The organism is Chryseobacterium sp. JV274 (genome assembly GCF_903969135.1).
GTDB lineage: Bacteria > Bacteroidota > Bacteroidia > Flavobacteriales > Weeksellaceae > Chryseobacterium.
Window position 1 is genome coordinate 3,811,652 of sequence record NZ_LR824569.1, and the last position, 25,067, is coordinate 3,836,718.

Genomic DNA, 25,067 nt, shown 5'->3' on the forward strand with positions numbered 1-25,067 from the left:
TAAAATTATGCTGTTAGAAAAAATAATTTCAATTTCTGGAAAGCCAGGACTTTACAAATTAGTTTCTCAATTAAGAAACGGATTCATCATTGAAGATGTTACCACTAAGAAAAAAGTAAGTATTGGAAACTCAAGCCAGGTAAGTTTGTTGGATAATATTGCCATGTTTACATTTGAAAAAGAAGTTCCTTTGTTCGAAGTTTTTGAAAATATTGCTAAAAACAATGATTATAAAGAAACAATTTCTCACAAATCTTCTGATGCAGATTTAAAAGAATTTATGGTGTCTTCTTTACCTAACTATGATACAGAAAGAGTATATGCTTCTGATATCAAGAAATTGGCTCAGTGGTACAATGTTCTTCATAAAGCGGGATATATTACTCCTGAAAGTTTTGTAAAGGCAGAGCCTGAAACTTTGGATGGAGAGCCTGCAGAAGAATTAAACATTGAAAAAGAAGCTAAAAAAGCTCCAAAAGCAGAAAAACCTGCTGCACCAAAAGTAAAAGCTACTTCAGCTGCAAAATCAGCTCCAAAAAGTACGCACAGAAAACAAGGATAATTCATTCAATTTGAATTAAAAATACAAAGTCTTGTCAGGAAATTTCTGACAAGACTTTTTGTTTTTTTATGATGTAGCAGATGACAGATAATAGGGATTAGTGAATTTTCTGCTAAGTTCAAATTTCGTCTGTATCTTTAAACATTAAACATTAAACATTAAACCCTAAACCTGTAACCTCTTGCATTCCATATCCACAAACTCTTAACTTTCACTCCAAACCACTACCACAGACCCAAAATATCCCTTACATTTGTACAAGATTGAATTTTTCATTACTTATGAATGCGAAACAGGAGAAACTAGAGGCCTTCGGAAGATTACTGGATATCATGGATGATCTGCGTGAAAAATGTCCGTGGGACCAGAAACAGACTTTAGAGTCACTTCGTCATCTTACCCTTGAAGAAACCTATGAACTTTCAGATGCTATCTTACAGAATGATCTGCAGGAAATAAAAAAAGAGCTGGGAGATGTTCTGCTTCACCTGGTTTTTTATGCTAAAATTGGTTCAGAAAAAGAAAGTTTTGATATAGCAGATGTGATCAATTCCCTTAATGAAAAGCTGATTTTCCGCCATCCTCATATCTATGGAGATGTTGAAGTGAAAGATGAGGAAGAGGTGAAACAGAACTGGGAAAAATTAAAACTAAAAGAAGGAAATAAATCTATTTTGGGTGGAGTACCGAAAAGTTTGCCGAGTTTGGTAAAAGCTTACAGAATCCAGGATAAGGTAAAAGGAATCGGTTTTGAATTCCATGATGCTGAAGATGCCTGGAAAAAAGTAGATGAAGAGATTCAGGAGTTTCATGCTGAGACTGATCTCAATAAAAAGGAACAGGAACTTGGGGATGTATTTTTCTCACTGATCAATTATGCAAGAATTTCAGGAATTAATCCCGATTCTGCTTTGGAAAGAACCAATCTTAAGTTTATTTCAAGATTTCAAAAAATGGAAGGACTTGCTGAGGAACAGGATTTAAAATTGGCAGATATGTCTCTTGAAGAAATGGATGTTCTGTGGGAAAAGGCAAAAAAACTTTCATAGCTCTTTATTGGAACAATTAATGCTTCTTACATTCAATTAAAAAAATAAAAATAAATATGTTACGTTTTCTTATTTTACCTGCTTTGCTTCTATTGAGCTGTAATCCAAAAGCTCAGAATTCTCCCACTAACGAGGATGAATTGAAAGTCCAGTTTTCCCTACCTAAGAAGTTGAAGGAAGTCTCCGGAATTGCTTTATCAAAAGATAAGAAGACCATTTGGGTGATAGAAGACAGAGGGAATAAAAATGCAGTATACGGCATCAATGATAAAGGTGAAATGTTGGCAAAAGTACCTGTAGAAAATACAGAAAATACAGATTGGGAAGACATTATATCAGATGCTCAGGGAAATATTTATATCGGAGATTTTGGTAACAATGATAATAACCGTACCGATCTTGCTATTTTAAAAACTGATCTTACCATCAGTACACAGACAACAACAAAAGTTGTTCAAACCACAAAATTTCATTATCAGGGTCAAACGGAATTTCCACCCAAAAAATCAAACCTGTTGTACGATTGTGAAGCTTTTGTAGAAATGGATGGTAGCTTCTACTTATTCACAAAAAACAGAAGTAAGGGTTTTGACGGAACTTTCCTTGTATTCCAGGTGCCCAATAAAGAAGGTGATTTTGAAGCAAAATTAATCGGAAAACTAAAACTTCAGGGTGGTTATAATGATGCAGCCATTACTTCAGCTACGATCAACAGTACAAAAGATAAAATTGTATTGCTGACGCATAAAAATGTACACGTTCTTACAGGCTTTACGGCCAACGATTTCAGTGGTGCAAAAATTCAGAAAATTTCATTGAATCATAATTCCCAGAAAGAAGCCATTGTTTTTCTTGATGATAAAACAGTTATGATTGCAGACGAGAAAGGGAAAAATGAAGGGGGGAATGTATATACGTTTTCTTTAAACTAAATTTTATATTTTTATAATAAATATACTAACTAATTAACCATGAAAAAATTGTTTTACATTTCACTTGCATTAAGCCTGTTCTCATGCAGCAGCAGTGATGATACCCCAGCGGATACTCCACCGCCGCCTCCGGTTATACAGACTGAAAAAGCTTATGTTAATGGGGTAGATGGTATCGGAACACCTAATCCTAAAGAATTTTATGAATTTACTTATGAAAATGGAAATTTAACGAATGTTAAAGGAAGGTTTTATAAAATATTTATGCAAATGGAGGATATGTTTTTTGCCGATAAGATTACTACACTGTCTTACAGTAATAATAAAGTAATCTTAAGTGAATTGGAAGGAGCAAATTTTCAAGGCTATCAGGAATATCGTTTTACCATGGATAATAACAAGCCTGTAAAACAGGAACATTATTATGTAAATAATGTAACCGGCCCTGGTTCTGTAGCTGACACCAAAACTTATACTTATGAACAGGATAAATTAAAAAAGATTTATTGGAAATTTGAAGGTCCTGGTGGTTATGAATATTTCACAACCTATTATTATAGCAATAATAACCTTACTAAAAGTGAGGTCATAGAAAAAATAAGTGGAATAGATAATAAGTTAACTACGATTACATATTCTGATTTTGATAACGCTGCAAATCCATTTAAAAAACTTTATCTGCTGAATAATGAGTTGTATGAGAAAAGCTTATCTGCTAATAATTTCAGAAAAAAAGTATCTGTCACGGAAAATTTAAATCCGGCTAATGGCAATATTCCTCCAAAGACAACAACAAAAATATGGAACTATAAATACGATGCTAACGGACAGGTATTATTATTCTTTCCAATACTATAAAAAATCAAATAAAACCCCACAGAGAAATCTGTGGGGTTTTTGAATATATGAATGTATTGAAGTGATTGACATTTTTACGTCTTATGGAGTAAGGTAAGAGATATGGATATTTCCACTTGATAGCCTAAAATCCTGAGTATATCGGCAGCGTATTCTGAAGGTTTCTCCTGTATTGAAAAAGTTAATGGATGAAAGATTATGGTTCAATCCTGTAGTGCGTTCTCCATGGCCTGTAGATATGCCTGCAAGCGTTGTAAGTGCCGGCGTAACCTTTTGGATATAAGAATTTGCTGTTCCTGCAGTTTGTCCTGACGGATTTAGATTAAGATCATAGGTTGCATAAGGAACAATATTATAAAACCCGGGTTTTACCACTGTGAAAAGTCCTGTTGCTGAGTTATAAGTTAAATAAGCTGTATCAATCTTATTACTCACATTGAAGACGTAGGTTTGTGAATAACTTTCATGAATGGTGATTGGAGTAGAGTGTGTTCCTGTATAACTGCCGCTGGATGGGCTGATATCTGTTTTGTTCCCTACATACACAACTTTTAAGAAATTTTCAGATTCAATTGTTTTCCATACCGGAGTATTTCCGGCTCCGTTTGACATTAGGACCTCACCTTTGTTTCCTGAATTACCTTTAGTTCTGTCATCGCCGCCTACATTCAGGTCTTTAACAACCTGTAGTGAACCGTTGACATGTAAAGTATGTTGAGGTGTTGATGTTTTAATCCCTATCTGTGCATTTAAATGTATAAACAGGGTAAATAATGCCATATACAATAGCTTCTTTTTCATCATTTGTTGATTTTTTTATTGCTACAAATATAAAATGTTTTTAAAATGTCTGTTTTTTAAAGAATTGATAAACATATAAAGCTATGTGTGGTGTTGACCTATATAGCTGAAAATATGGCTTTTATTTAAAAGCCATATTTGTTTTATTAATGAAAAATGTAAGCTGAAAATTAGGATTATTAAATTTAATTAAAATTGGATTTTTTTTGAATATTCAACTGTAATTAGTTTTAATAGGTTTTAAAGAATGTTTTGTATCTGTCTTAAAATTGTAATACTGATGATGAAAATTTGATTATTTAAAATTTCATTCCTATCCCTGCGGAAAGTCTTCCACCATCTGAACCATAGAAATAATTCAGTCTTGCAGACATCATTTCTACAATGCTCAGCCATACACCGGCACCGGCAGATTGGTGCCATTTTCTGGAATTTTCACTGTCATTCCATACACGGCCGATATCATATCCGATAAGAATTCCCATATTCGCAGGAATAATATTGTTTCTTACTCTCCCGAAATCCCATCGTATCTCTGAATTATTGGTAAAATATGATCTTCCTGAGAATCTTTCGTTTCTGAAAGCCCTCATCCCATTGTTACCTCCAATTGCAGCCGCCTGATAGAATTCAAAATTGTTATTATTGATCCACATTACGTTACTGGAATTGGCAAAAACAAATTTTCCTTTCTTATCAATTCTATGATCAATGGCAAGCTTTCCTTTTACAGTCAGGAAGTTTTTATTAAAGTCGGAAAGAGTTGCTTTCCAATCGGCATTAAGCATAAATTCCAGTCCAAGAGTAGGGAATGCTGTATTATCTGCATTTTTATAGCCAAATGTATAATTGGCTCCTACAAACTGTTGGCTGTTAAATACACCTGGTCTTACGTCCGGTGACTGGTTGATGAAGCGGTCAGCCTTTCTCTGGACTTTATTATCTTCAAAGGTTAATTGAAACTGATGACTCAGATTCATCCAGCTTTTCTGAGAGATAGAAGGTGCAAAGTTGAATTTTGAAATTCTGGCTCTGTTGTATTCTCTTTCTGTATCTTCCTTATCATATTCACTTTCATTGGAAAGGCCAAAGAAGTTTTGAGAAAACCTTGGAGTCGTATAAAATGCATCCAGATTGAAATCCCAACCTGAGATAGCCTTTTTAAATACTCCTTTATAGGTAAGGCTGAATCCTGCAGTAGCAGTATAAAAATTAGCTTTTAAGCTATGTCTTTGGGTATAAGGATCACGGATGAAGTTATTGACTGTATAATTGGCCAGAACGCCTACAATGACACCGTCATCCGGGTTATAGTCCAGGTTTGGATATCCTGCAAAGGAATTGTATTTCGGGTGTTTATAATTATAGCTGTTGATGTCATAATCATCAGTGATGTTTTTGGTTGCATTGCCAGCGTTATAAGTATTCTTCTGAGATTTAAAATCATAAATCTTCACTTTTCTTCCATCAGCAACATTATAAGTATCATGATTATATCCACCAATCAGCCGGATGTTCATTTTAGGGTTTCCGGTTCCTGCCACTTCATAGATATCATCATCTTCAAGTCCGTAGATCCACAATTCTTTTGTTTTTGAATCATGATAGGTCTTTTCAAAAACCAGCTCATTCTGATCTTTGTTCTTGCCCAGTTTATATTGCTGTACAAGTACTGAATGTCCGTTTTTGGTGATGACAAACTTATCAGGATTTACAGTTCCTGCCAGAGATACTTTTTTCTGTAATACATCATAATACTGAGCAGCGTAGCTCTGAAGTTTTGTTTTTCTTACTTTCAGCTTTCTCTGAATTTCAGCAATGGTATTGTCCTGTACCTCTTTCGGAAGATTATGGAAAGCATCATCAATATCCGCATCAGTAAGATGTTCCTGAATATATTTTGCCTGAGTCTCCCATTCTGTCTGATCAGCTCCTTTTAAAAAGACCAGATCCATCGGGTAGGGTTCCATAGCAAGCCACTTGACACTGCTGATATCTTCAGTAAAGGTTTTCATATGGCGAATTGCCGGAACATTCATAATAAGCTTAAATGCAGCTCCGTCATATTTGCTGAATGCCTGATCTCTGTCTTTAGGGATAGGCTTATACACTACTTTGTCACCCGCTTCATATTCTGCCCATTTCCACTGATCCGAGTGTCTGTCCCAGTCACCAATAAGCATGTCAAATAATCTGGCTCTGATGTAAGATTCTCGGTCGACAGAATATTTATTGCTTTTGCTGAGGTTCTTCAATACATCATCCGTGGAAACGATATCTTTTGCATTACCGAGATAAGCCAATGTTTTAGGGTCAGAAGAAAAACGTTCTTCAATCATGTACATTTCATCTCCATAATTCTCGTTATATCTCCCTAAAGCTTGTTGTTTAGGAATATAATAGAGTTTTGGATTACTGTGCAAAATATTCAGTTTCTCTGACATATTTCCAATCGTAAACGGAGTAAATGGGTGATTGGTCGTATAAAAATCCAACAAGAATTTTTCAGGGAAAGTATCGGTGAGCTCTTCACCCAATGTACTTTTTGTGAAAGCCATATTGTTGAGAAAACGGATGGCGCTTTTTTTCACTCCACGCATCACAAATTCCTGTCCGTCCGCTGATTTCAGTCGCAAGCTGTTGGACTGGTTTCCTCCACCTTCTCTGAAAGGGATATATCCGCCGTTTAATTCTGAAAGATTGGCAGTTGGAGCTTCAATCGGAATTCCATAATAATATCTGTAATGATCTCCCCAAAGCCAGCGGTAAAATTTTCTTTTTTGAGTAAGCTGTACCGGGTAGATGGTTGAGGAAAATGTCTGCGGAAAAGAATTGGGAAAATTATTGATAAATACATCCGGCTTGGAAATTACTGAAATATGAGTCAGTTTTTGAAGCTGTGCATCTTTTGTAGAAAAATATTCAACATCTGTACTTTCATCTTTTCTGAAATTTAAAACAGCAAAACCACTTCCTCCGTAAGAAAAATCAGTTTTTTCTATAATGGTAGACGGGTCTGTTTTGGAACCTGCTCCACTGATGATTTGTCTAAGGTTTCCGTCTTCGTGGTACTGTAGATTATGATCATGCCCGGAAACGAAAATAATATTTTCCTTATCCTGAACGATGCTTTTCAATCTGTTGGCCAGATCAGCATAATGCTGGTTATTGATATCTTCAGGACTGGCTCCTGAAGAACTTCTTAAAATATTGATTATACTTGCAACACCGGGAACAGGAATCTTACTTTTTAAAGGAAAAAGATGGGATTTTGCAGAATTAAAACCTGCATGGGTCCCACTGCTGATAATAGGGTGGTGTAAAGCAACAATGATTTTTTTACCCTGATTTTTAATGATCAGATCTTTAAATTCTGTGAAAAAATCCTCGCGGGTTTTGATATTACAGTTTTTATTGATTCCCGGGTAATTGTCCCAGTTGGCAATAACCCATTCTGTATCAACAGCTATGAGCTTAATGTCTTTAGAAACGTTGATATCATCAATAGGACATCCGTTTTTAGGCAGAAAAGCTTTTTTGTCGTCGAGGTATTTTTTTACCAGTCCTTCCTGAGCGTTCAATCCTTCCAGTCCGTTATACCAATCGTGATTTCCGGGAATTACAAATGTTTTACCTTTGAAATTCTTCGTTATGGCAAGCTGATTTTCCAGTTTATCTTTAGCTGAAGCATATTCTTTATCTGTTTCTTTAGGCATCCCGTTAGGATAGATATTATCTCCCAAAAAGATCAGCATAGAGTTGCTGTCGGCAGAATCCAGTTTGCTTTTCAGTAAACTCAGTGTTTTTTGTGCATGAGGTTCATCTGCGTTTCCTGCATCTCCAATCAGAAAAAGTTTAAAATCATTCTCGGATTTTATCTCAGAATCTTTTACTTCAAATAAGTTTTTGCCCTTTTGTACGTTATATGTAGCACAGGAATAAAGGGCTCCTGCGGACATTACAGTTCGAAGAACAATAGAAGTATTTTTTAGATGAGTTTTAAAGGATAAATTCATAAATTTACATTAACAAAATTTCAGGAATGAGCATTCTACAAAAAGCTAAAAATTATGTTGAAATCTTATTCAAAGATAAGTTATCTTCAGTATATTTTTATCATAATTTTATCCATACTGCCTATACGGTCAATAAGGCTGAGGAAATCATGAAAAATACTCCTGTCTCTCAAGAGGATCAGGAGAAAGTACTCGTAGCATTATGGTTTCATGATACCGGGTATATAGAATGTGCACTGAACCATGAAGAGAGGAGTGTGGAAGTAATGAAAGCCTTTTTACAGGAGGAAAATTATCCAGAAAATTATATCGCGGATGTTGAAAAACTGATTCTGGCTACGAAAATACATTATGAACCTCAGAATTTACTGGAAAAAATTGTAAAAGATGCGGATTTCAGTCATTTTGCAGGTCATGATTATAACGATATTTCTGATGCTTTGAGAAAAGAATGGGAGCTGACGAATGTAAGATGTTTCTCTAATGAAGAATGGAATGCCGGAAATCTGGATATGCTGAAAAATAAGCATACTTTTTATACAGATTATGCAAAAGAAAACTGGGAACCTCTAAAAAAGAAGAACATTAAAAAGATCGAAAAGAAGCTGGAAAAAGAAGAAGAGAAGAAAGAGGAAAAAAAGGAGAAGGAAAATTCAGAAGGTAAAAAGGATAAAGAAAAATCTGACAGAAGTGTAGATACGTTGTTCAGAGTAACGCTTAATAACCACACAAGACTGAGTGATATTGCAGACAGCAAAGCCAATATCCTTTTATCTGTAAATGCCGTGATTATTTCGGTTTGTCTTTCTGTACTGGTTCCCAAGCTGGATACCCCAAAGAATGCCCATCTGATCCTTCCGAGTTTCATTTTGTTGCTATCTAGTGTGCTAACGATTGTTTTTGCGATATTATCTACCAAACCTAATGTTACCAAAACAACCTTCACTGCTAACGATATTATCAATAGAAAAGTAAATCTGCTTTTCTTTGGAAATTTTCACCAAATGCAATTTGATGATTACCACAATGCCATGAAAGATCTGATCAAAGACAGAGATTATATTTATGATTCTATGGTAAAAGACCTGTATTATCTTGGAAAGGTTCTTGATCGGAAATATAAGCTTTTATCTATCACTTATAAGGTCTTTATGGCGGGGATTATTATTTCTGTTCTGTCTTTTGGAGTAGCATTTCTTAGTCTTTAATTAAACAACAAATACACAAATGATAGTAAGACAGCGTACAAATTGGCTGAAAATGTTATTTATATGGAGAGGCTCTGTATTAAAGAAAATTGTTGTTCAGCTAAGCATTATCACGCTGTTTTCCCTGGCTATCTATATTTTCAAAGGAAGAATCTTTGATTATAAAGTACATCTGAATCCTACGATTTTTACATTGATAGGGCTGGCTCTTGCTATATTTATGGGGTTCTGTAATTCTGCGAGCTATGATCGTTTCTGGGAAGGGCGGAAGCTTTGGGGACTTCTTGTTATTGAAACCAGATCTTTGACGAGACAGATTTTATCGTTAGTGAACGATTCTTCTCCCGAAGCTAAAGATGAAAAAGAGAAAATCATTAAGCTTATCTCCGCATTTTCCTGGTCGCTGAATTTTCAACTGAGAGATAAATCCGGAACAGAACATCTTGAAGGGCTTCTTTCTCCTGAACAACTGGAAGAGGTGAAGGATAAAAAATTTATTCCAAGTATTATTCTGGGATTTATTGCAGACTGGCTGAACGAACAGAATAAAAAAGGAAATATTGATACCATTGTAATGACTGCCATGGATCATCAGTTGAATCAGTTTTCTAATATTTCCGGTGGTTGTGAGAGAATTTACAATACTCCGTTACCCTTTGCTTACAGTGTTCTTCTGCATCGTACTGTATATCTGTACTGCTTCTGGCTTCCTTTCGGACTGGTAGATTCCCTGGGGTGGATGATGCCTATGATTGTTCTGTTAATCAGTTATACCTTTATTGCTCTTGATGCCATTATTCAGGAGATTGGTGAGCCTTTTGGTGAGGAAGAAAATGACCTTGCGCTGAACAGTATCTGCCGTACGATTGAATTTTCTATTTTTGAACAGGCGGGAATTCCTCAAGGTGAATTGAAGAAGCCGGATACTTACTTTATAGATTAAATAACTTCTATTCCTGTGGAAGTGTAAAAGAAACTCTCAGTGCCAGCAATCCTGTAATTCCCTGAAGATCTTCAACCCTTAAGAATTCTATATCATTTTGTAGTACTCCTTTCTTCTGGAGTTTGGAAATGTAGTCGAGGTATTCTTTCTGATTTTCCATTCCGAAATAGACGATGGTGATCTTTCCAGGAGCGGTGATGCGTTCTGAAGAATCTTTCACATGGGCTTTATCCAAGCGTTTTTTGATAATTTCGTAATAGGAATTGTAAGCTCCGTCTACATCAAAACGTTTTTCATCCATTCTGAAACGGATGTCTATTTTTTCATTATAGACAAAGATCAGTGAGGCGATATCCAGCTGTACGGGAAGATATTTTTTGAATGAGTGAAATTCAAGTTCCATTTTACAGATAGTTTTCAGCTGCCAGTATCTCAGTTTGTGAACAACTTTTGAAGTATAATGAAGCTCAGGTGCGATGGTGGTGCCAATGTAAAGGTTATGCTCTACACCATCAGACTTAAATCTTTCATAGTAGTGTGGGAAAATTTCCTGTGCTTTTATCTGAGTTTCGTCCAGCATATCTGCCAGTTTTCGGTTCACCAGAGTGATAGAATCATCCAGATTTTTTCTGTGGTGATAAAAAAGGTCAGTTGGCGTAAAGATGTGTGAAAAATAGTCTTTGATCTTCGCCTTTATTTCCCTTGAGGTTCTTATTTCCAGCTTCCCTTGTAAAAAAGGATGAATTTCTTCCCTTAATAATCGTTGAAAGCGTTGTTCTGTATCAGCTTTGATCTCATTGTTGAGTTCATTTTCAAATACATCCAGTGCCAGCAAAAATTTTTCTGAATCGGAATTGGTGAGTATAAAAATCTCATTCAACCATTCAATCTGCTGATTAAGATCCTGAAGCATCAGGTTATAACGCTTTTCCGAAGAAGAACGGATATCCGAAACACCAAACAGCGGAGTAAGGTTTTTGAAAGCAATCTGCTTTAAGGTGTATATTTTCTTACCGAGCGATGCGGTGAAATATTTTTCGGCTTCATTTCTGAATTTCCACACCACACTGTCGTGGATGGTTGTATATTCACGCTGGATAATAGCTTCTATCTGATAGTTTTTCTCAAAGTAGAATCTGTTCAGAGAGAAAAGAACCATATCAGTGAAAAACTCCAGTTTTTTAAGTTTTAAACCATTAAAACTTCCGGCAATAGGAGAGGTAAACTCCATAATCGCAAGGAGTTCACCGTCTTTCATGATAGGAATTACCATGAAACTGTTGACATTATTGTCCTTTAAAATACTGAAGGAAGGGAGTTGTTTTACACTTTCCTCCAGGTTGTTTACATTGGAAACAACTACAGGCTTTGAATTATGATTTAAATTATTAAATGTACTCTTACGGGTATCTTCATCAAAAGCATTAATCCAGAAATCCAGAATATGATTTGTAAGAAGACTCTCATAAATTGGGAGTTTATCCAGTTTCTGTTCTTTTTTATTAAAAGTCATCAGCCCGAAACTCAATTCCGAAACATCAAAATAGGATTTGAAAATTTCAGTCAGATTTTCATTAGGATTCAAATTTTCAGGATCAATCTCTATCATGCTTGATTTCAGATCAGAAAGTGCCACTTCCGAGGTACAGTCTACTAATGAAATGATAGTGAAACCTTTTAATATCCATGATTCTGAAGGGAAATACTTTTTCCACAACTTAAAATCATCCAGGTTTTCCAAAAGCATATCCAGCACATCATCAGATGGGATTTTAGCATCTTCTGTGGGGATAATTTCGGTAAAATCTGAATTGACCGTAATCTTATAATGTTTCATGATTCCCTGTTTATTGGGAATATCATAATAGAACGGAATAGTGCTTTTAATATCTTTTTTGAAGTAGCTCTGAAGAATCAGGCAGCAGCAGAATACATAGAACTCATTGTCTGTAATGTTTCTGAGCTCTATTTCAAAGTCTTGTCCGGCATCTTTAAGAATATCTTTAAACCTTTCGGTATAATTGAATGTGATATTGGAAAGAGGAATACTCGCTGCTTTTATTTCATTTCTGGTAAGACCTGTTGGGAAAAGATCTGCAAGAAGCAGTCTGATGAGGTCTTCATGCTGTTCGAGAAAAGCGGTGTCCTGAAAACCTTCTCTAAGCTCTTTATAATTTCTGGTGCTCTCGATCAATGATTCTGCATAGTTGACTCTATACTCTAATCTGTCATTATACCGGATATGTTCCAGAACATCCAAATATTTTTTGAATGATATATAAACCTGAAAAGGAGAGTCTTTTTTATAGAGATTAGCCAAGAGCTGAAATTTAAAGTAAAGTTATGAAAAAAACACTATTTACAAATGTGTTTTGAATGGGTATAAATGATGATTCCCTTCTTTTTTGTTTAGGTTTCTGTAAATGTTTTTATTTTGAGTCATTTAGAAAGCGCAGATAGATGTTTTTTTAGAATTTGAAAAAAGTTGTCCTAATTATTCAGGACAACTTTAGTATTTAAAAATATATGAATGTTAGAATTTAATATTATATCCCATTATAAACTGTGTTCCAAAAATGCTGAAATGCTGGGCATCATAGCTGGACTGCTGATATCTTCCGTTGAAGGTAACGGTATTATAAACTTCATCATACGCTGTATTTGCCGGTAGATTCCGCAGTTCCCATTTAGGCAGAACATTAAAGACATTCAGAATACCGAAGTTAATGGTATTTTTGCTGTTGATATTGTAGTTGATGGTAATATCCGTAGTAATTCTTGGTCTGAATCCCAGATAGGATTGTGATTCGGCATTAGGATCATTCCAGGCCAGATTAGCTCCCGGCATACCGCTGTTCGCATAAGTAGCTTTTCCAAACAAAGTATTGTTGAGTGATATATTCCATTTTTGAATGGTATAATCTATACCGAGAACAGCTTTTAAAGCTGGTCTGGAAGTGGTGGCTAATGCTTCCTCGGTTCTGTTAAAAGGAGCAGAAAGGTTAAGCCCGTTCAGCTTGTCTGAATTCTCCGTTATTTTAGAATGATTCATATTCAGGGCAAGATTAAAGGCAAGTTTGCCTTTGGCCAGATCTATATTTCTATAATTGGCGACAAGGTCCAGACCTATAGTTCTTGTGTCTACACCATTGATGAAAAAACTTGCGGCGTTCACATTGGTAATTCCTATATTGTTTAAAGGATCTAAAATTGTAGTTTTATCACTCATTCTGGAGCTTAGTAAGATTCTGTCATACACATTGATCAGATATCCGTCGATGGTAATAGAAAAATTTTTATTGGGCTGGATTCCCAGTCCTAAGGTAAAATTAAGGGATTTTTCAGCATCTAAATTGGGGATTCCTACTGCTTTAGCTTCTTTACCTACATTATTAAACAGACCCTCTGTAACGATATTACCGTTAGCAAAAACATTCTGAATAGTAGAAAGATATACCTGTTGAAGAGTAGGAGCGCGGAACCCTGTAGAAACAGATCCTCTGGCGATCAGTTTTTTTCCCATGATGTTTTGTCTTGCACTGAGTTTCCAAACCAATGAGTTTCCAAAATCGCTGTAATTTTCAAAACGTGCAGTGGCATTAAATGTTGTGGCCTCGGAAATATCAAAGGCTGCATCTGCATAGACGCCAATATTATACCTTGAAAAAATTCCGGAATTTTCTGGTGATGATCCCGGAAAAGAAATGGATCCTGTTTGATAATAAGAAGCAGGATCTCCAGTGTAGATTTCATATTCCTCTTTTCTTGCTTCAGAACCGAATGCCAATGCAATATGTTCTGATAATCTTTTGGAAACATCAATATTCCCGATAATATTATTAAATCTGAAACCACCGGGCCTAAAATTAATAGGACTGGATGCTCCTAATGCTGCATTAAAGGTATTTCCTACTGTATATAAAATTTTATTTCCCCCAAAAGTTGCGCTCAGGTCTATATTCCATTCGCTTTCTGTTTTGGTTTTGTATCCCAGTGTGGCTCCGTAATCGGTAAGGTCTCCAATAAATGTAGGCGTAAAGCCGTCGGGTGAATTCAGAACATTGGCGGGATTTACCCAATAAGGTGTTCTGTGATTGGCAAAACTGCTTACCTTTTTGGTGGCAAATGAAGCATTTGCATACAGGCTGGAGCGGTCAGATACCGGTATGGAAGTATTTATCAAAAAACTTATGCTGTTCTTTTTGGGGTATGCATTTTTATTTTGAGCATCAGGATATTTGGCTAAATAAGCATCCACATCACTTTGACTGGCTCCAAATGTTTGTGCATCCCAGTAAGCATTTACCTTTCCGTTTCTGTAGGCATAATCATTATTCTGGAGATTGGTGGAAAATGTAAGAAAGCCTCCGTTCTTAAATGTAGAGCCAGTGATCAAATTAAAATTTTGAGAAAAGCCGTCTCCTTTTGAGTACAGCCCCAGATTTGCACTGGCTTCTGTAAAGTTTATTTTATCTTTTAATATGATATTGATAACTCCGGCAATTGCGTCAGAACCATATTGGGCAGAAGCTCCGTCTCTCAGGATTTCTATTTTTTTGATGGCAATAGACGGAATAGATGATAAATCAGCTCCCGTTTCTCCTTTTCCAATTGTATTCTGAGTGAAGATGAGAGAAGACTGATTCTTTCTTTTTCCATTAATCAAAACTAATGTTCTTGATGATCCCATATTCCTGATTTCAAAAGGATCCAGCAATGAAGTAGCATCCTGCACTGCGGCGCTGGTAGAATTAAAGGATGGAATCCTGTACTGTAGTGCTTGTCCTACAGAACTATGGCCGGACGATTGAATGATAGCTGCATCTATATTATCAATAGGTAGAGGAGTGGAGATACTCGATCTTGGAGCAGTTCTGGTGCCGACCATCACTACTTCGTCCAGCTTTTTCGCGGTTACTGAATCTTTTTCCTGTGCTTGTGCCAAGCCTATTGAGCATAATAGAAATGCGGCAGCGGCATTGTTGTTGATCTTCATCATTTCAAGTTTTTTAATTGTATTTTGTTGTAAATTCAAAACAAATGTATTGATTGTAGTATTGTTTTTTATGTTTTGTTTTAACTTTTTTTAATACAATATTTTTATTGAAATTTAATAATTGTTATTTTATTTTAAATGTAAATGAAATAAAAATATATAATTGATAATTTTTATATTTTTAGTGTTCATTGCTTAATTTTTTTTACAATGCGTAGCATAGTAATTTTTTTGAAATATATTGAAATAGTTAATGTATTGGATAGTTAAAATGCATGTTTTGCATACAATAAAGATATAGGTACCAAATAAATAAAACCTTCCAGAGTCAGCTGGAAGGTTTTATATTGATTCCTTATAAATTGTTTACAATCCGAACATATTCGCAAAGAAATCAGGGAAGATTTCCAGAATGATAATCAAAGTAATGACAACTACTGTAATGACGTCGTAAGTAAGGGTTACCTCTTCTCATAATTTATATTACCTATTAATAAACGTTATAGCTTTTTGAATAAGAGGATCATCTCCTTTACGGATCGACTGTAAGGTTGGTTTGACCTGAATATCAATAGAAATACCTGTTCTCTGGGTACCTTTTCCATTCGGGTAATATATTCCCAATCCACTTATGGCGGTCATTATTCCGCCTGGAAGAGGTATCTCACAAAGATCTCCGTCTGTGCCGGCTGTTTGTGAACCAATTACAGCAGATTTGAGAGCTGTTCGTAAAACCAACGTAAGAAATTCTGATGCACTTTGTATGGTTTCATCCACTAAAATAGCTATTTTACCTTTGTAATAATTGCTGTTTGCTTTTCCAATTTTTGCGTTTCCGCTCATCTCAAATTTTCCCAGATGCTGCAATGATGTTGCTGTAAATTTTGCAAATTCTTTGGAGGTAGGAAAAAAATAATCAGAAATTATGGAGGTTGAAAATTCTTTAGGATAGCATCGGAGATCAATGATAATTCCTTTTTTATTCATAAATTTTTTCATGACCGTCTGGATCTCATCTTTCGTGATAACAGCAGGATAAATATAACCGATATTCTGATCAAATTCTTTATAAATAGGAAGTTCATCCTTGGTATGGACTAGCTTTGGAATATAGTTTTTTAAAACACTGTCCCAATTCTTTCCTATGATGTCTTTGTAGGGGAAAAAGTAATTGATACTTCTGAACTGTGATACTTCAGATATCCCCAGTTTTTTCCAAGCTGATACAGATTATTGATTTGTTGGTTATTGAGACTGTCTATTCTGAACTGAGAATCCAGAAAGAATTCATCAGGTGATTGGGAGAGATTCTGGGAGGATAAGTCTCCAACATTTTTTCCATCTATATAAAGTTTAAAACTGTCAAACCAGACTTTTCCTTTCCCTTTAAGGAATCCTCCAATTATAATTTTATCTGTGTCTTTAGGAATTACAACGTTGATTGTATATTTTTTCCAATCTGCTGCCCCTTGAATGTTTTCTGTTTTTACGTTTTTAGATTCAAGTTGAATTTCCTGTTGATCTTCAAAAGTTATAAACAAGCCTGCAGAGTTTTCCACATTTTCTGTTTTGATATAGCCTGCCAGCGTTACTTCTTTTCCTCGGTAGCTGTTGACAAGAATGTATGCGATTCCTCCTGTACGTTCTGTCGTGTCAGATTGAACGCTTACAGATTTTTCCCTGAATGAGATAGGATTGATTCTATTTTTACCTTGTTGTTTCCCCTGCTGAACCAGCCGTCGGGTAACGGATTATTTCCTGTTCTTGATTCAAATCCGAAATTATAATCTTTACTATTTTGAGAGTAACCGCTGATTGATAATAGCGCAAAAAATATGATGCAAAAAATGTTTTTCATATTCAATTAAAAGAGGGAGGATAAATTTGACAGAGGTAAAAGTTAAAAGTATGCGGAGTTTCCTGGTTTTGTTTTTTCAAATATAAGCTTTTGTTTTTATCCGGATATGACCACTGTTTTATAATAAAAAAGCACAACTGAATAGCTGTGCTTTTTTATATTGTATAATTCAGATTTTATAATCCGAACATTCTTGCAAATAGATCCGGGAAAACCCCAAGGATAATAATTAAAACAATTATTATTACTGCAATGATATTGTAAGTAAGTGTTACTTTTTCTGATGATTTGAATGTAGATTCTTTAAAGAAGAACATTGCGATGATCAGCCTTAAATAGTAAGCAATAGACAAGGCAGAACCCAATACCGCTACCAATACTAAGAAAGCTGCACCGTTCATAGCCTGGGAGAATAAAGCAAATTTACCCATAAACCCAGCTGTTAACGGAACCCCTGCCATTGAAAGCATAGAGATTGCTGCTGCTGTTGCTAATAAAGGTTCTGTTTTCGCCAATCCTTTAAATGCTCCGAAAGAAGTTTCTCTTTTTAATTTCTCTACCCAGATCAGACACATGAAAACTCCTACTGTAGATAAAGAATAAGCAAATAAATAGAATGCTAAGTTATAAGTAGAAAGGCTTGTCATTCCGAAGAATACCAATCCGATATATCCTGCATGAGATACTGAAGAGTATGCCAGCATTCTTTTTGCATTTGTCTGAGCAAGACCCATAACGTTTGCTAAAAGTAATGTAATGATTAAGAATACTCCTAAAACGTTGATCCACTCATGAGTCACTCCAGTGAAACCAAGCGTCATCAATCTGAATAGGGCAAAGAATCCTGAGATTTTTACCACACTCGCCATGAAAGCTGTGATCAGTGAAGGAGAGCCTGCATATACATCAGGACTCCACATGTGGAAAGGTGCTAAAGCTACCTTGAATGCCAATGCACAAAGAATAAGTAATACTCCTAGGATAAACATTACATTCCCTGAATTAGCTACTCCAAAATCATGAATCTTGTACAGATCAAAACTTCCTGCACTTCCATAGATGAACGCAATCCCGAACAGTAAGAAACCTGTTGCAAATGCACCCATAAGGAAATATTTAATAGAAGCTTCATTGGATCTAAGATCAGTTTTGTTAGCTCCAGCCATTACATATAATGGAATAGAAAGGATCTCAATTCCTAAGAACATCGTTACCAGGTTCTGGTATCCGAAAAGGATGATCCCTCCACATAATGCAAATAGCATCAATGCATATAATTCTGACTGGTGGCTTCTATGGTTGCTGAACGCAAAACCTCCCAGAAAGAATAATAATAATGTTGTTACGATTGATATTTTAGTGAATAATGCGGTATTGCCACTGTACTCATACATATGCTTGTAATGGTCGAAGAACGAACATTCCGGCATAAAACTTACGTACAATGCGATGATTAATCCCAAAATCCCAATGTATCTTGCGAATTTTCCTTGTTCAAAAACTCCTGAAAATAACGCAATAACTGCCGTTAGGAAAACAATAATTAAAACACTCATAATATAGATTTGAGGTGCGAGATCTGAAGTTTAAAGTTTAAGGTTTTGAGTTTAAAGTTCCGGGTTCAAAAGTTCCCATCCCTAATCTCTTCGTCTTTTATCTTTATGCTCTCTAATCTCTTAATTTTTTAATTTTTAAATCTTTTAATTTTTTAGTTAGCCATCGCCATGTAGATAAACTTCACTGAACTACTCACCATGTCGATTACCGGTTGTGGGAAAATACCTAGTAAGATCACAAAAACCGCTAAACTTGCCAATACAGAAAATTCTACTCCTGACAAATCTTTTGCTGTACTTAAAACGGCTTCATCTCCTTCTCCAAACATTGCTTTTCCGTAGAATCTCAATAAATACACCGCACAAAGAATTACCGTAAGACCAGCAATTACTGCTGCTGTCCCATTAAAATCATAAACAGATTTCAACAAAATAAATTCTCCAATGAATCCATTAGTTAATGGAACTCCCATTGAACCTAATATAATGATCAAGAACAATACAGCAAACTTAGGCGCTACTTTAGCTAAACCACCCATTTGTCTGATGTCTCTTGATTTAAATCTCTTGTATAAAATATCACAACAGTAGAATAATCCTACCACGTTGATACCGTGAGCGAAAGTCTGTACCAATGCTCCTTCAGTTCCTTCTACATTGAAAGTTCCTCTTAGCGTAACTACTGCAGAAGCGAAGATCCCTGCCACCATCAATCCTACGTGAGAGAAAGATGAATACGCAATGATTCTCTTCATGTCCGTCTGGATAATGGCAATCAATGCTCCGTGAACAATACCTACAATTGCAAGAATGATCACAATCTGCCCTGAAATTCCTGCTATCGGAAGCGGAGTGATTGGAAGTAAATAACGCAATACACCATATACTGCCATTTTAAGCATGATCCCTGATAACAACATTGATCCTTGAGTAGGAGAGTAGGTATAGGTATCAGGCTGCCATGTATGGAAAGGGAATACCGGTAATTTCACTGCAAATGCAAAGAAAATAAACCAGAATACCACAGTCTGTTGTACTTCGTTCAGTTGTGCATTGTATAGATCTGTTAAAGCGAATGATGCTGAGTGGTTGTACACATAGATCAATCCGGCTAACATAAATAATGATCCAACGAATGTATATACGAAGAATTTCGTAGTGAATTCGAACCTCTTATTCTCTTGTCCCCAAAGTCCGGCAATGAACCAAATTGGAATCAAAGTTACTTCCCAGAAAATGTAGAACAGCAATCCGTCTAAAGAAGTGAACACTCCTACAAGCCCGAACTGCATCAGCAGAATCAATCCGTAGAATGTATTTCTGTAGTTTACATTTTCGTTGAAAGATGATAAAATAATAATTGGAGCCAGAATATTGGTCAATAATAAAAGAAGCATACTCATCCCATCGATACCGAAGTGAAGAGAACTCTTCATAAATTGTGACCAAGGATAATTGATCTCATGCTGCAATACACTATCTACCGTCGGAGTAAAATCGAAATCCGAAAGTATATAAAATGTAAGAAGCATTTGTACCAATGCAATTCCCAGTGCCAAATATTTGCTGGAATTACTCTTCCACGCAAAAACTAATCCCGAACCTACTAGAGGTAATAGTAATAATGTTAATAATAAACAAGACATTATTATTGTAATAAAAAGTTAACAATTAATATAATTCCCACAGCTAAAGACATGATAAGAATATACGTCTCTACATTTCCGTTTTGAACACGCTTCATAGCTTTTCCGCTGTCTTCAGCACCATCACCTACAAAGTTTACAAAACGGTCTAAGATACCCTTATCAAACATCTTTCCTCCGCGTCCTAATCCTTCAACAGTTTTTACAATCAATGCGTTGTAAAGTTCGTCAACGTATAATTTTTTAGCAGAAAGCTTTTCCCATCCGGTATAGCTTTCTTCTGCAACAGCCATTTTTTTCTTCTTCACGTAGGTGTTTCTAACGATAAACCATACAGAGAAGAACATAAGGATTGTTGCTGCTAATAAGATCATTTCAGTATTGAAATCTACTCCTGAAAGAGTAGCTTCCATCTGGCTGTAGCTTTGTTCCGTAAGAACTGGCTTTAACCATTCCATCAGTTTGGCATAATGTCCGTGACCGATGAAGTGTGGCAGATTGATGAAACCTCCGATTACAGAAAGAATAGCCAATACGATCAATGGTAATGTCATATTTGACGGGCTTTCATGTAAGTGGTGTTTCTGCTCTTCAGTACCTCTGAACTCTCCGTGGAATGTCAAATAATACAGTCTGAACATATAGGTTGCAGTCATTGCCGCTAATGCAAATAATATTACCCAGTAAAGAGGGTTTTTAGCGAAAGCTGCGACTAAAATTTCGTCTTTAGAGATCATCCCTGATAGTAAAGGGAAACCTGAGATGGCTAATGTTCCGATAAGGAATGTAGCGTGGGTAAGAGGAATATATTTTTTAAGACCTCCCATGAAACGCATATCCTGTTCGTTGCTCATTGCATGGATTACAGAACCTGCACCCAGGAATAATAAAGCCTTAAAGAATGCGTGTGTCATTACGTGGAACATCGCTGTTGTATACGCTCCTAGACCTAAAGCAATGAACATAAATCCAAGCTGTGAAACGGTAGAGTAAGCTAATACTTTTTTGATGTCGTTCTGACGAAGTGCATAGAATCCTGCCAAAGCAGCCGTTAAGAATCCGATGAATAAAATTCCTCCCTGTACTGTAGGTGCCAAAGTAAATAAGAAGTTTGATCTTACTACCAAATAGATCCCTGCCGTTACCATCGTTGCCGCGTGGATCAACGCTGATACAGGAGTAGGCCCGGCCATCGCATCCGGTAACCATGTATATAATGGAACCTGAGCAGATTTACCGGTAGCACCGATGAATAAACTCGCTGTGATAAAGATAATCACTGTTCCGTCCAATTCAAATTTTGAAGCGTTTTCTGCTACAGAAAGATAATCTACAGCATTGGTCTGAGAAGCAATCATGAAAATACCAATCAATAACGCAAGGTCACCAATTCTGTTCATAATGAAAGCTTTTCTTGCTGCTTTACCGTATTCTTCGTTAGTGTACCAGAATCCGATCAACAGGTAAGAACAAAGACCTACACCTTCCCATCCGATGAATAAGATAAGGTAGTTGCTTCCCATTACCAAAAGTAACATGGAAAAGATGAAAAGGTTCAGATAAGTAAAGAACTTATAGAATCCTTTGTCATGACTCATATATCCGATAGAGTATAAGTGGATCAGTGAACCGATACCCGTAATGATCATCACCATCATTAAAGAAAGCTGATCAATCTGGAATCCAAAATTGATTTGAACTCCATTGACTCTAAACCATTCAAAAGCTTTTACGATTACAGGCTGGCTTTCAGAATTGAAATTCATAAAAAGACTTACAGCGATACAGAATGATCCGAAAACCATTGCCGTAGCCAAAGATCCAACCAATATTTTTGGAAGATTTTTCCCGAATAAACCGTTAATAAGAAACCCTAAAAGTGGTAAAAGTACTATTGCATATACTAGATTCTCCATTCTTATCCTCTTAATTTATTAAATATACTCACATCTACAGAACGGGTATTTCTATACAGCATAGCAATAATTGCCAGACCTACTGCTACTTCAGCAGCAGCCACAACCATAATGAAGAAAACTAAAAGCTGTCCGTCGCCGTTGCCTTTATACGCTGAAAAAGCTGCCAATAAAAGGTTTACAGAATTCAGCATAAGCTCTACACAGCCCAGAATCACAATAGCATTTTTTCTAAGCAATACTCCCATTACTCCCAAACAGAACAATACTGATGAAAGAATGATGAAGTAGTCCAAAGGGATGCTTTGTATAAATGTATTTACTTCTCCCATAATTTTATAAATCTTTTTTACCGATTAATACCGCGCCTACAATACCTGCCAAAATTAGGATGGAAGCAAGCTCAAACGGTAAAACATATTCATTAAACAAAAGTCTACCCAGATTTTTTGTAAGACCAATACCTCTGTCTACATTTTCAACAACAATGTGTTTGTCCTGTACACCTCTGAAAACTCCTAGTACACCTACTAAAAGAAGACCTGCTGTAAAAACTCCAACAAACTTTAAAGTATTGTTCTTCTTACTTTCGTCTCCTTTATTAAGATTAAGCATCATCAGGATGTAAAGGAAAAGTACCATGATGGCACCTGCGTACACTATAATCTGGATAATTGCCAGGAACTGTGCATTTAAAAGAATGTACATTCCTGCAATTGAAAACATTGTAACAATCAATGACAAAATAGCATAGAGAGGATTTCTTGCAAATACAAAATAAACTGCACTTGCCACTGCTAAAAACGCCACCAAGAAAAATAAAAACTGATCCATTATTTTACCGCATTTTTTTGTTTCTCGGATTGTCTTGTCGTGATATCAATCCTTTCATTTATTTTTTCAACTAGTTTATCTTTTCCGTAAATGAAAGAACCTCTGTTCGTTTCCACATCTACTAGTCTATCAGTAAGATAGATGGCAGATTTAGGACAGGCTTCTTCACACATTCCGCAGAAAATACATCTTAGCATATTAATTTCATATACTGAAGCGTACTTTTCTTCTCTGTAAAGACCTTTTTCCTCTTTTGTTCTTTCAGCAGCAGTCATCGTAATGGCTTCTGCAGGACAAGCTACCGCACAAAGTCCGCAAGCTGTACATCTTTCTCTGCCTTCTTCGTCTCTTTTCAGAACGTGCTGGCCTCTCCAGATGGTTGTTCTTGGCTTCTGTACTTCCGGATACGAATATACTGCGGGAGCACCCTTTATCACGGTTCTTACAGCATGCTTAAATGTAATCCCCATCCCTGTAAAGATAGCAGGAAGGTAGATTTTTTCAGCAAGGGTCATTTCTTTATTGGAAACAACTTTTGATCTGTTTGTAAGTTTCATTTAATTATAGATATTAGATGTTAGACACCAGATTTTAGACTAATCTTGTCTGTTATCTTAATTATTTAATATTGATTATTGAATATGATAGGCTAAAGATAAAGCTTTGATTTCATAATCAAATTTTCAAATCAGCTCATTTTCAAATTTTCTTAGTTTGCAAATGCTAAAATTACAGCTCCTGTAATTAATAGGTTTACCAATGCCATCGGGATTAATGTTTTCCATCCCAAGTGCATTAACTGGTCGTATCTGAATCTTGGAAGTGTCCATCTGATCCACATGAAGATCAGAATTCCGATTACAGTCTTCGTTAAGAATGCTACGATACTTAAGATTCCTGCAGTGTTCTCACCCCAGTTCTGAGTTACCCATTCAATACCAGGATAGTTGTAACCTCCGAAGAAAAGAACTACCATGAAAGCGTTAGAGATAAACATGTTCACATATTCCCCGAACATATATAAACCTAATTTCATGGAAGAGTATTCTGTAGAGTATCCTGTTACCAATTCAGATTCACACTCAGGTAAATCGAATGGGTGTCTGTTGGTTTCAGCCAATGCTGCTACGAAGAAAACAAGGAAAGCGATCGGCTGGTAGAAAATATTCCAGTTCAACCCGGAAACCCAAGGAATTACACCCCATAATTTCCCAGCAGTCTGGCTTTCTGTGATTTCTTTTAAGTCTAAACTTCCTGTCATCATAATGATAGAAAGAAGTGCTAATCCCATTGCCAATTCGTAAGAAATCATCTGAGAAGAAGCACGGATAGCACCTAGTAATGAATATTTGTTGTTTGAAGCCCAACCTCCGATCATAATTCCGTAAACCCCAATTGAAGCCATTCCGATGATGAAAAGTACACCAACATCAATGTTAGCTACCTGAAGATCAAAAGAAGTACCTGCAATATTTAAACTTTTACCCCAAGGAATAACAGCTCCTGTAATCAATGAAATAAACATTACCAAAGCAGGTCCTAATACGAAAAGGAATCTTTCTGCATTGGCCGGCGTAAAGTCTTCTTTGAAGAAAAACTTTCCACCATCAGCAAGAGGCTGCAGTAATCCGAAAGGTCCGGCTCTGTTGGGACCAATTCTATCCTGCATGATAGAGGCTACTTTTCTTTCTGCCCAGGTAGAGTAGGCTGCAATCGTCAGTGATAGCAGGAAAAGTGCTAGTACAAGTATAAGTTTAAATGTAAGTAAATCCATTTTTTATTTTAAATGTTTGAAGATGGGAGCTGGAAGCTGGAAGTTTATCACCTCGCGGCATCAACTCTTCATCACATTACCAAATTTTTTATATTTTTTAAAACGATTGAAGTTAAAA

Annotated in this window: 19 protein-coding genes; 6 read left to right on the plus strand and 13 right to left on the minus strand. The window is 36.0% G+C overall.

Features of this window, described 5'->3' with window-relative positions:
- Nucleotides 1–7: 7 nt before the first annotated feature.
- The 4 genes from CHRYMOREF3P_RS17615 (at nucleotide 8) to CHRYMOREF3P_RS17630 (ending at nucleotide 3,401) form a co-directional block, all read left to right on the plus strand.
- Entirely contained in the window at nucleotides 8–562 is a 555-nt protein-coding gene (locus tag CHRYMOREF3P_RS17615) for a DUF5606 domain-containing protein (RefSeq protein WP_077413846.1), read from the plus strand.
- Between the two features lie 281 nt (nucleotides 563–843).
- Entirely contained in the window at nucleotides 844–1,611 is a 768-nt protein-coding gene (gene mazG / locus CHRYMOREF3P_RS17620) for a nucleoside triphosphate pyrophosphohydrolase (protein WP_180565145.1), read from the plus strand.
- 56 nt (nucleotides 1,612–1,667) lie between these two features.
- Nucleotides 1,668–2,543 carry a hypothetical protein gene (locus CHRYMOREF3P_RS17625; RefSeq protein ID WP_180565146.1) on the plus strand — a complete coding sequence of 292 codons (876 nt, stop codon included), beginning with the start codon at nucleotides 1,668–1,670 and terminating at the stop codon, nucleotides 2,541–2,543.
- A 39-nt stretch (nucleotides 2,544–2,582) separates the two neighbouring features.
- Nucleotides 2,583–3,401 (plus strand): hypothetical protein, encoded by an 819-nt coding sequence (locus CHRYMOREF3P_RS17630; protein WP_180565147.1) that lies wholly within the window; start codon nucleotides 2,583–2,585, stop codon nucleotides 3,399–3,401.
- 81 nt (nucleotides 3,402–3,482) lie between these two features.
- On the opposite strand, the gene CHRYMOREF3P_RS17635 is transcribed toward CHRYMOREF3P_RS17630, so the two are convergent.
- Both CHRYMOREF3P_RS17635 and CHRYMOREF3P_RS17640 read right to left on the minus strand, forming a co-directional pair.
- Nucleotides 3,483–4,205, minus strand: a complete 723-nt coding sequence (locus CHRYMOREF3P_RS17635; RefSeq protein WP_180565148.1) for a hypothetical protein — start codon at nucleotides 4,203–4,205, stop codon at nucleotides 3,483–3,485.
- Nucleotides 4,206–4,501: 296 nt separating this feature from the next.
- Complete coding sequence (locus CHRYMOREF3P_RS17640; RefSeq protein ID WP_180565149.1) at nucleotides 4,502–8,218, minus strand: metallophosphoesterase; 3,717 nt, start codon at nucleotides 8,216–8,218, stop codon at nucleotides 4,502–4,504.
- Nucleotides 8,219–8,244: 26 nt separating this feature from the next.
- Here CHRYMOREF3P_RS17640 and CHRYMOREF3P_RS17645 point away from each other — a divergent pair, with 26 nt between their 5' ends.
- Together CHRYMOREF3P_RS17645 and CHRYMOREF3P_RS17650 are read left to right on the plus strand one after the other, a co-directional pair.
- Complete coding sequence (locus CHRYMOREF3P_RS17645) at nucleotides 8,245–9,426, plus strand: Pycsar system effector family protein (protein WP_047382145.1); 1,182 nt, start codon at nucleotides 8,245–8,247, stop codon at nucleotides 9,424–9,426.
- 19 nt (nucleotides 9,427–9,445) lie between these two features.
- Nucleotides 9,446–10,369, plus strand: coding sequence for a bestrophin family protein (locus CHRYMOREF3P_RS17650; RefSeq protein WP_077413852.1), 924 nt, complete (start codon nucleotides 9,446–9,448; stop codon nucleotides 10,367–10,369).
- Between the two features lie 7 nt (nucleotides 10,370–10,376).
- Here the strand turns inward: CHRYMOREF3P_RS17650 and CHRYMOREF3P_RS17655 are convergent, their stop codons facing one another.
- The 11 genes from CHRYMOREF3P_RS17655 to nuoH all read right to left on the minus strand — a co-directional run bounded on the left by CHRYMOREF3P_RS17655 (nucleotide 10,377) and on the right by nuoH (nucleotide 24,949).
- The gene (locus CHRYMOREF3P_RS17655) at nucleotides 10,377–12,689 is read right to left on the minus strand and encodes a GAF domain-containing protein (RefSeq protein ID WP_077413853.1); all 2,313 of its coding nucleotides are present in this window, start codon (nucleotides 12,687–12,689) and stop codon (nucleotides 10,377–10,379) included.
- 213 nt (nucleotides 12,690–12,902) lie between these two features.
- Nucleotides 12,903–15,368, minus strand: coding sequence for a TonB-dependent receptor plug domain-containing protein (locus CHRYMOREF3P_RS17660; RefSeq protein ID WP_180565150.1), 2,466 nt, complete (start codon nucleotides 15,366–15,368; stop codon nucleotides 12,903–12,905).
- Between the two features lie 480 nt (nucleotides 15,369–15,848).
- Nucleotides 15,849–16,574 carry a S41 family peptidase gene (locus CHRYMOREF3P_RS17665; protein WP_180565797.1) on the minus strand — a complete coding sequence of 242 codons (726 nt, stop codon included), beginning with the start codon at nucleotides 16,572–16,574 and terminating at the stop codon, nucleotides 15,849–15,851.
- Nucleotides 16,508–16,924: a hypothetical protein gene (locus CHRYMOREF3P_RS17670; protein WP_139348466.1), complete on the minus strand. Its 417-nt coding sequence runs from the start codon at nucleotides 16,922–16,924 to the stop codon at nucleotides 16,508–16,510. Before CHRYMOREF3P_RS17670 ends, CHRYMOREF3P_RS17665 begins: the two co-directional genes overlap by 67 nt.
- 475 nt (nucleotides 16,925–17,399) lie before the next feature.
- A complete protein-coding gene (locus tag CHRYMOREF3P_RS17675) occupies nucleotides 17,400–18,788 on the minus strand; it encodes an NADH-quinone oxidoreductase subunit N (protein ID WP_262484609.1) in 1,389 nt (462 codons plus the stop codon).
- 143 nt (nucleotides 18,789–18,931) lie between these two features.
- The gene (locus CHRYMOREF3P_RS17680) at nucleotides 18,932–20,425 is read right to left on the minus strand and encodes a NuoM family protein (protein WP_180565151.1); all 1,494 of its coding nucleotides are present in this window, start codon (nucleotides 20,423–20,425) and stop codon (nucleotides 18,932–18,934) included.
- Nucleotides 20,426–20,427: 2 nt separating this feature from the next.
- Nucleotides 20,428–22,341, minus strand: a complete 1,914-nt coding sequence (nuoL, locus tag CHRYMOREF3P_RS17685) for an NADH-quinone oxidoreductase subunit L (protein WP_180565152.1) — start codon at nucleotides 22,339–22,341, stop codon at nucleotides 20,428–20,430.
- A 2-nt stretch (nucleotides 22,342–22,343) separates the two neighbouring features.
- Nucleotides 22,344–22,673, minus strand: a complete 330-nt coding sequence (gene nuoK, locus CHRYMOREF3P_RS17690; protein WP_002983557.1) for an NADH-quinone oxidoreductase subunit NuoK — start codon at nucleotides 22,671–22,673, stop codon at nucleotides 22,344–22,346.
- A 4-nt stretch (nucleotides 22,674–22,677) separates the two neighbouring features.
- Nucleotides 22,678–23,175, minus strand: a complete 498-nt coding sequence (locus CHRYMOREF3P_RS17695; protein WP_047377753.1) for an NADH-quinone oxidoreductase subunit J — start codon at nucleotides 23,173–23,175, stop codon at nucleotides 22,678–22,680.
- Complete coding sequence (locus tag CHRYMOREF3P_RS17700) at nucleotides 23,175–23,732, minus strand: NuoI/complex I 23 kDa subunit family protein (protein WP_040996950.1); 558 nt, start codon at nucleotides 23,730–23,732, stop codon at nucleotides 23,175–23,177. Before CHRYMOREF3P_RS17700 ends, CHRYMOREF3P_RS17695 begins: the two co-directional genes overlap by 1 nt.
- A 152-nt stretch (nucleotides 23,733–23,884) precedes the next feature.
- Nucleotides 23,885–24,949 (minus strand): NADH-quinone oxidoreductase subunit NuoH, encoded by a 1,065-nt coding sequence (gene nuoH / locus CHRYMOREF3P_RS17705; RefSeq protein ID WP_180565153.1) that lies wholly within the window; start codon nucleotides 24,947–24,949, stop codon nucleotides 23,885–23,887.
- Nucleotides 24,950–25,067 lie beyond the last annotated feature (118 nt).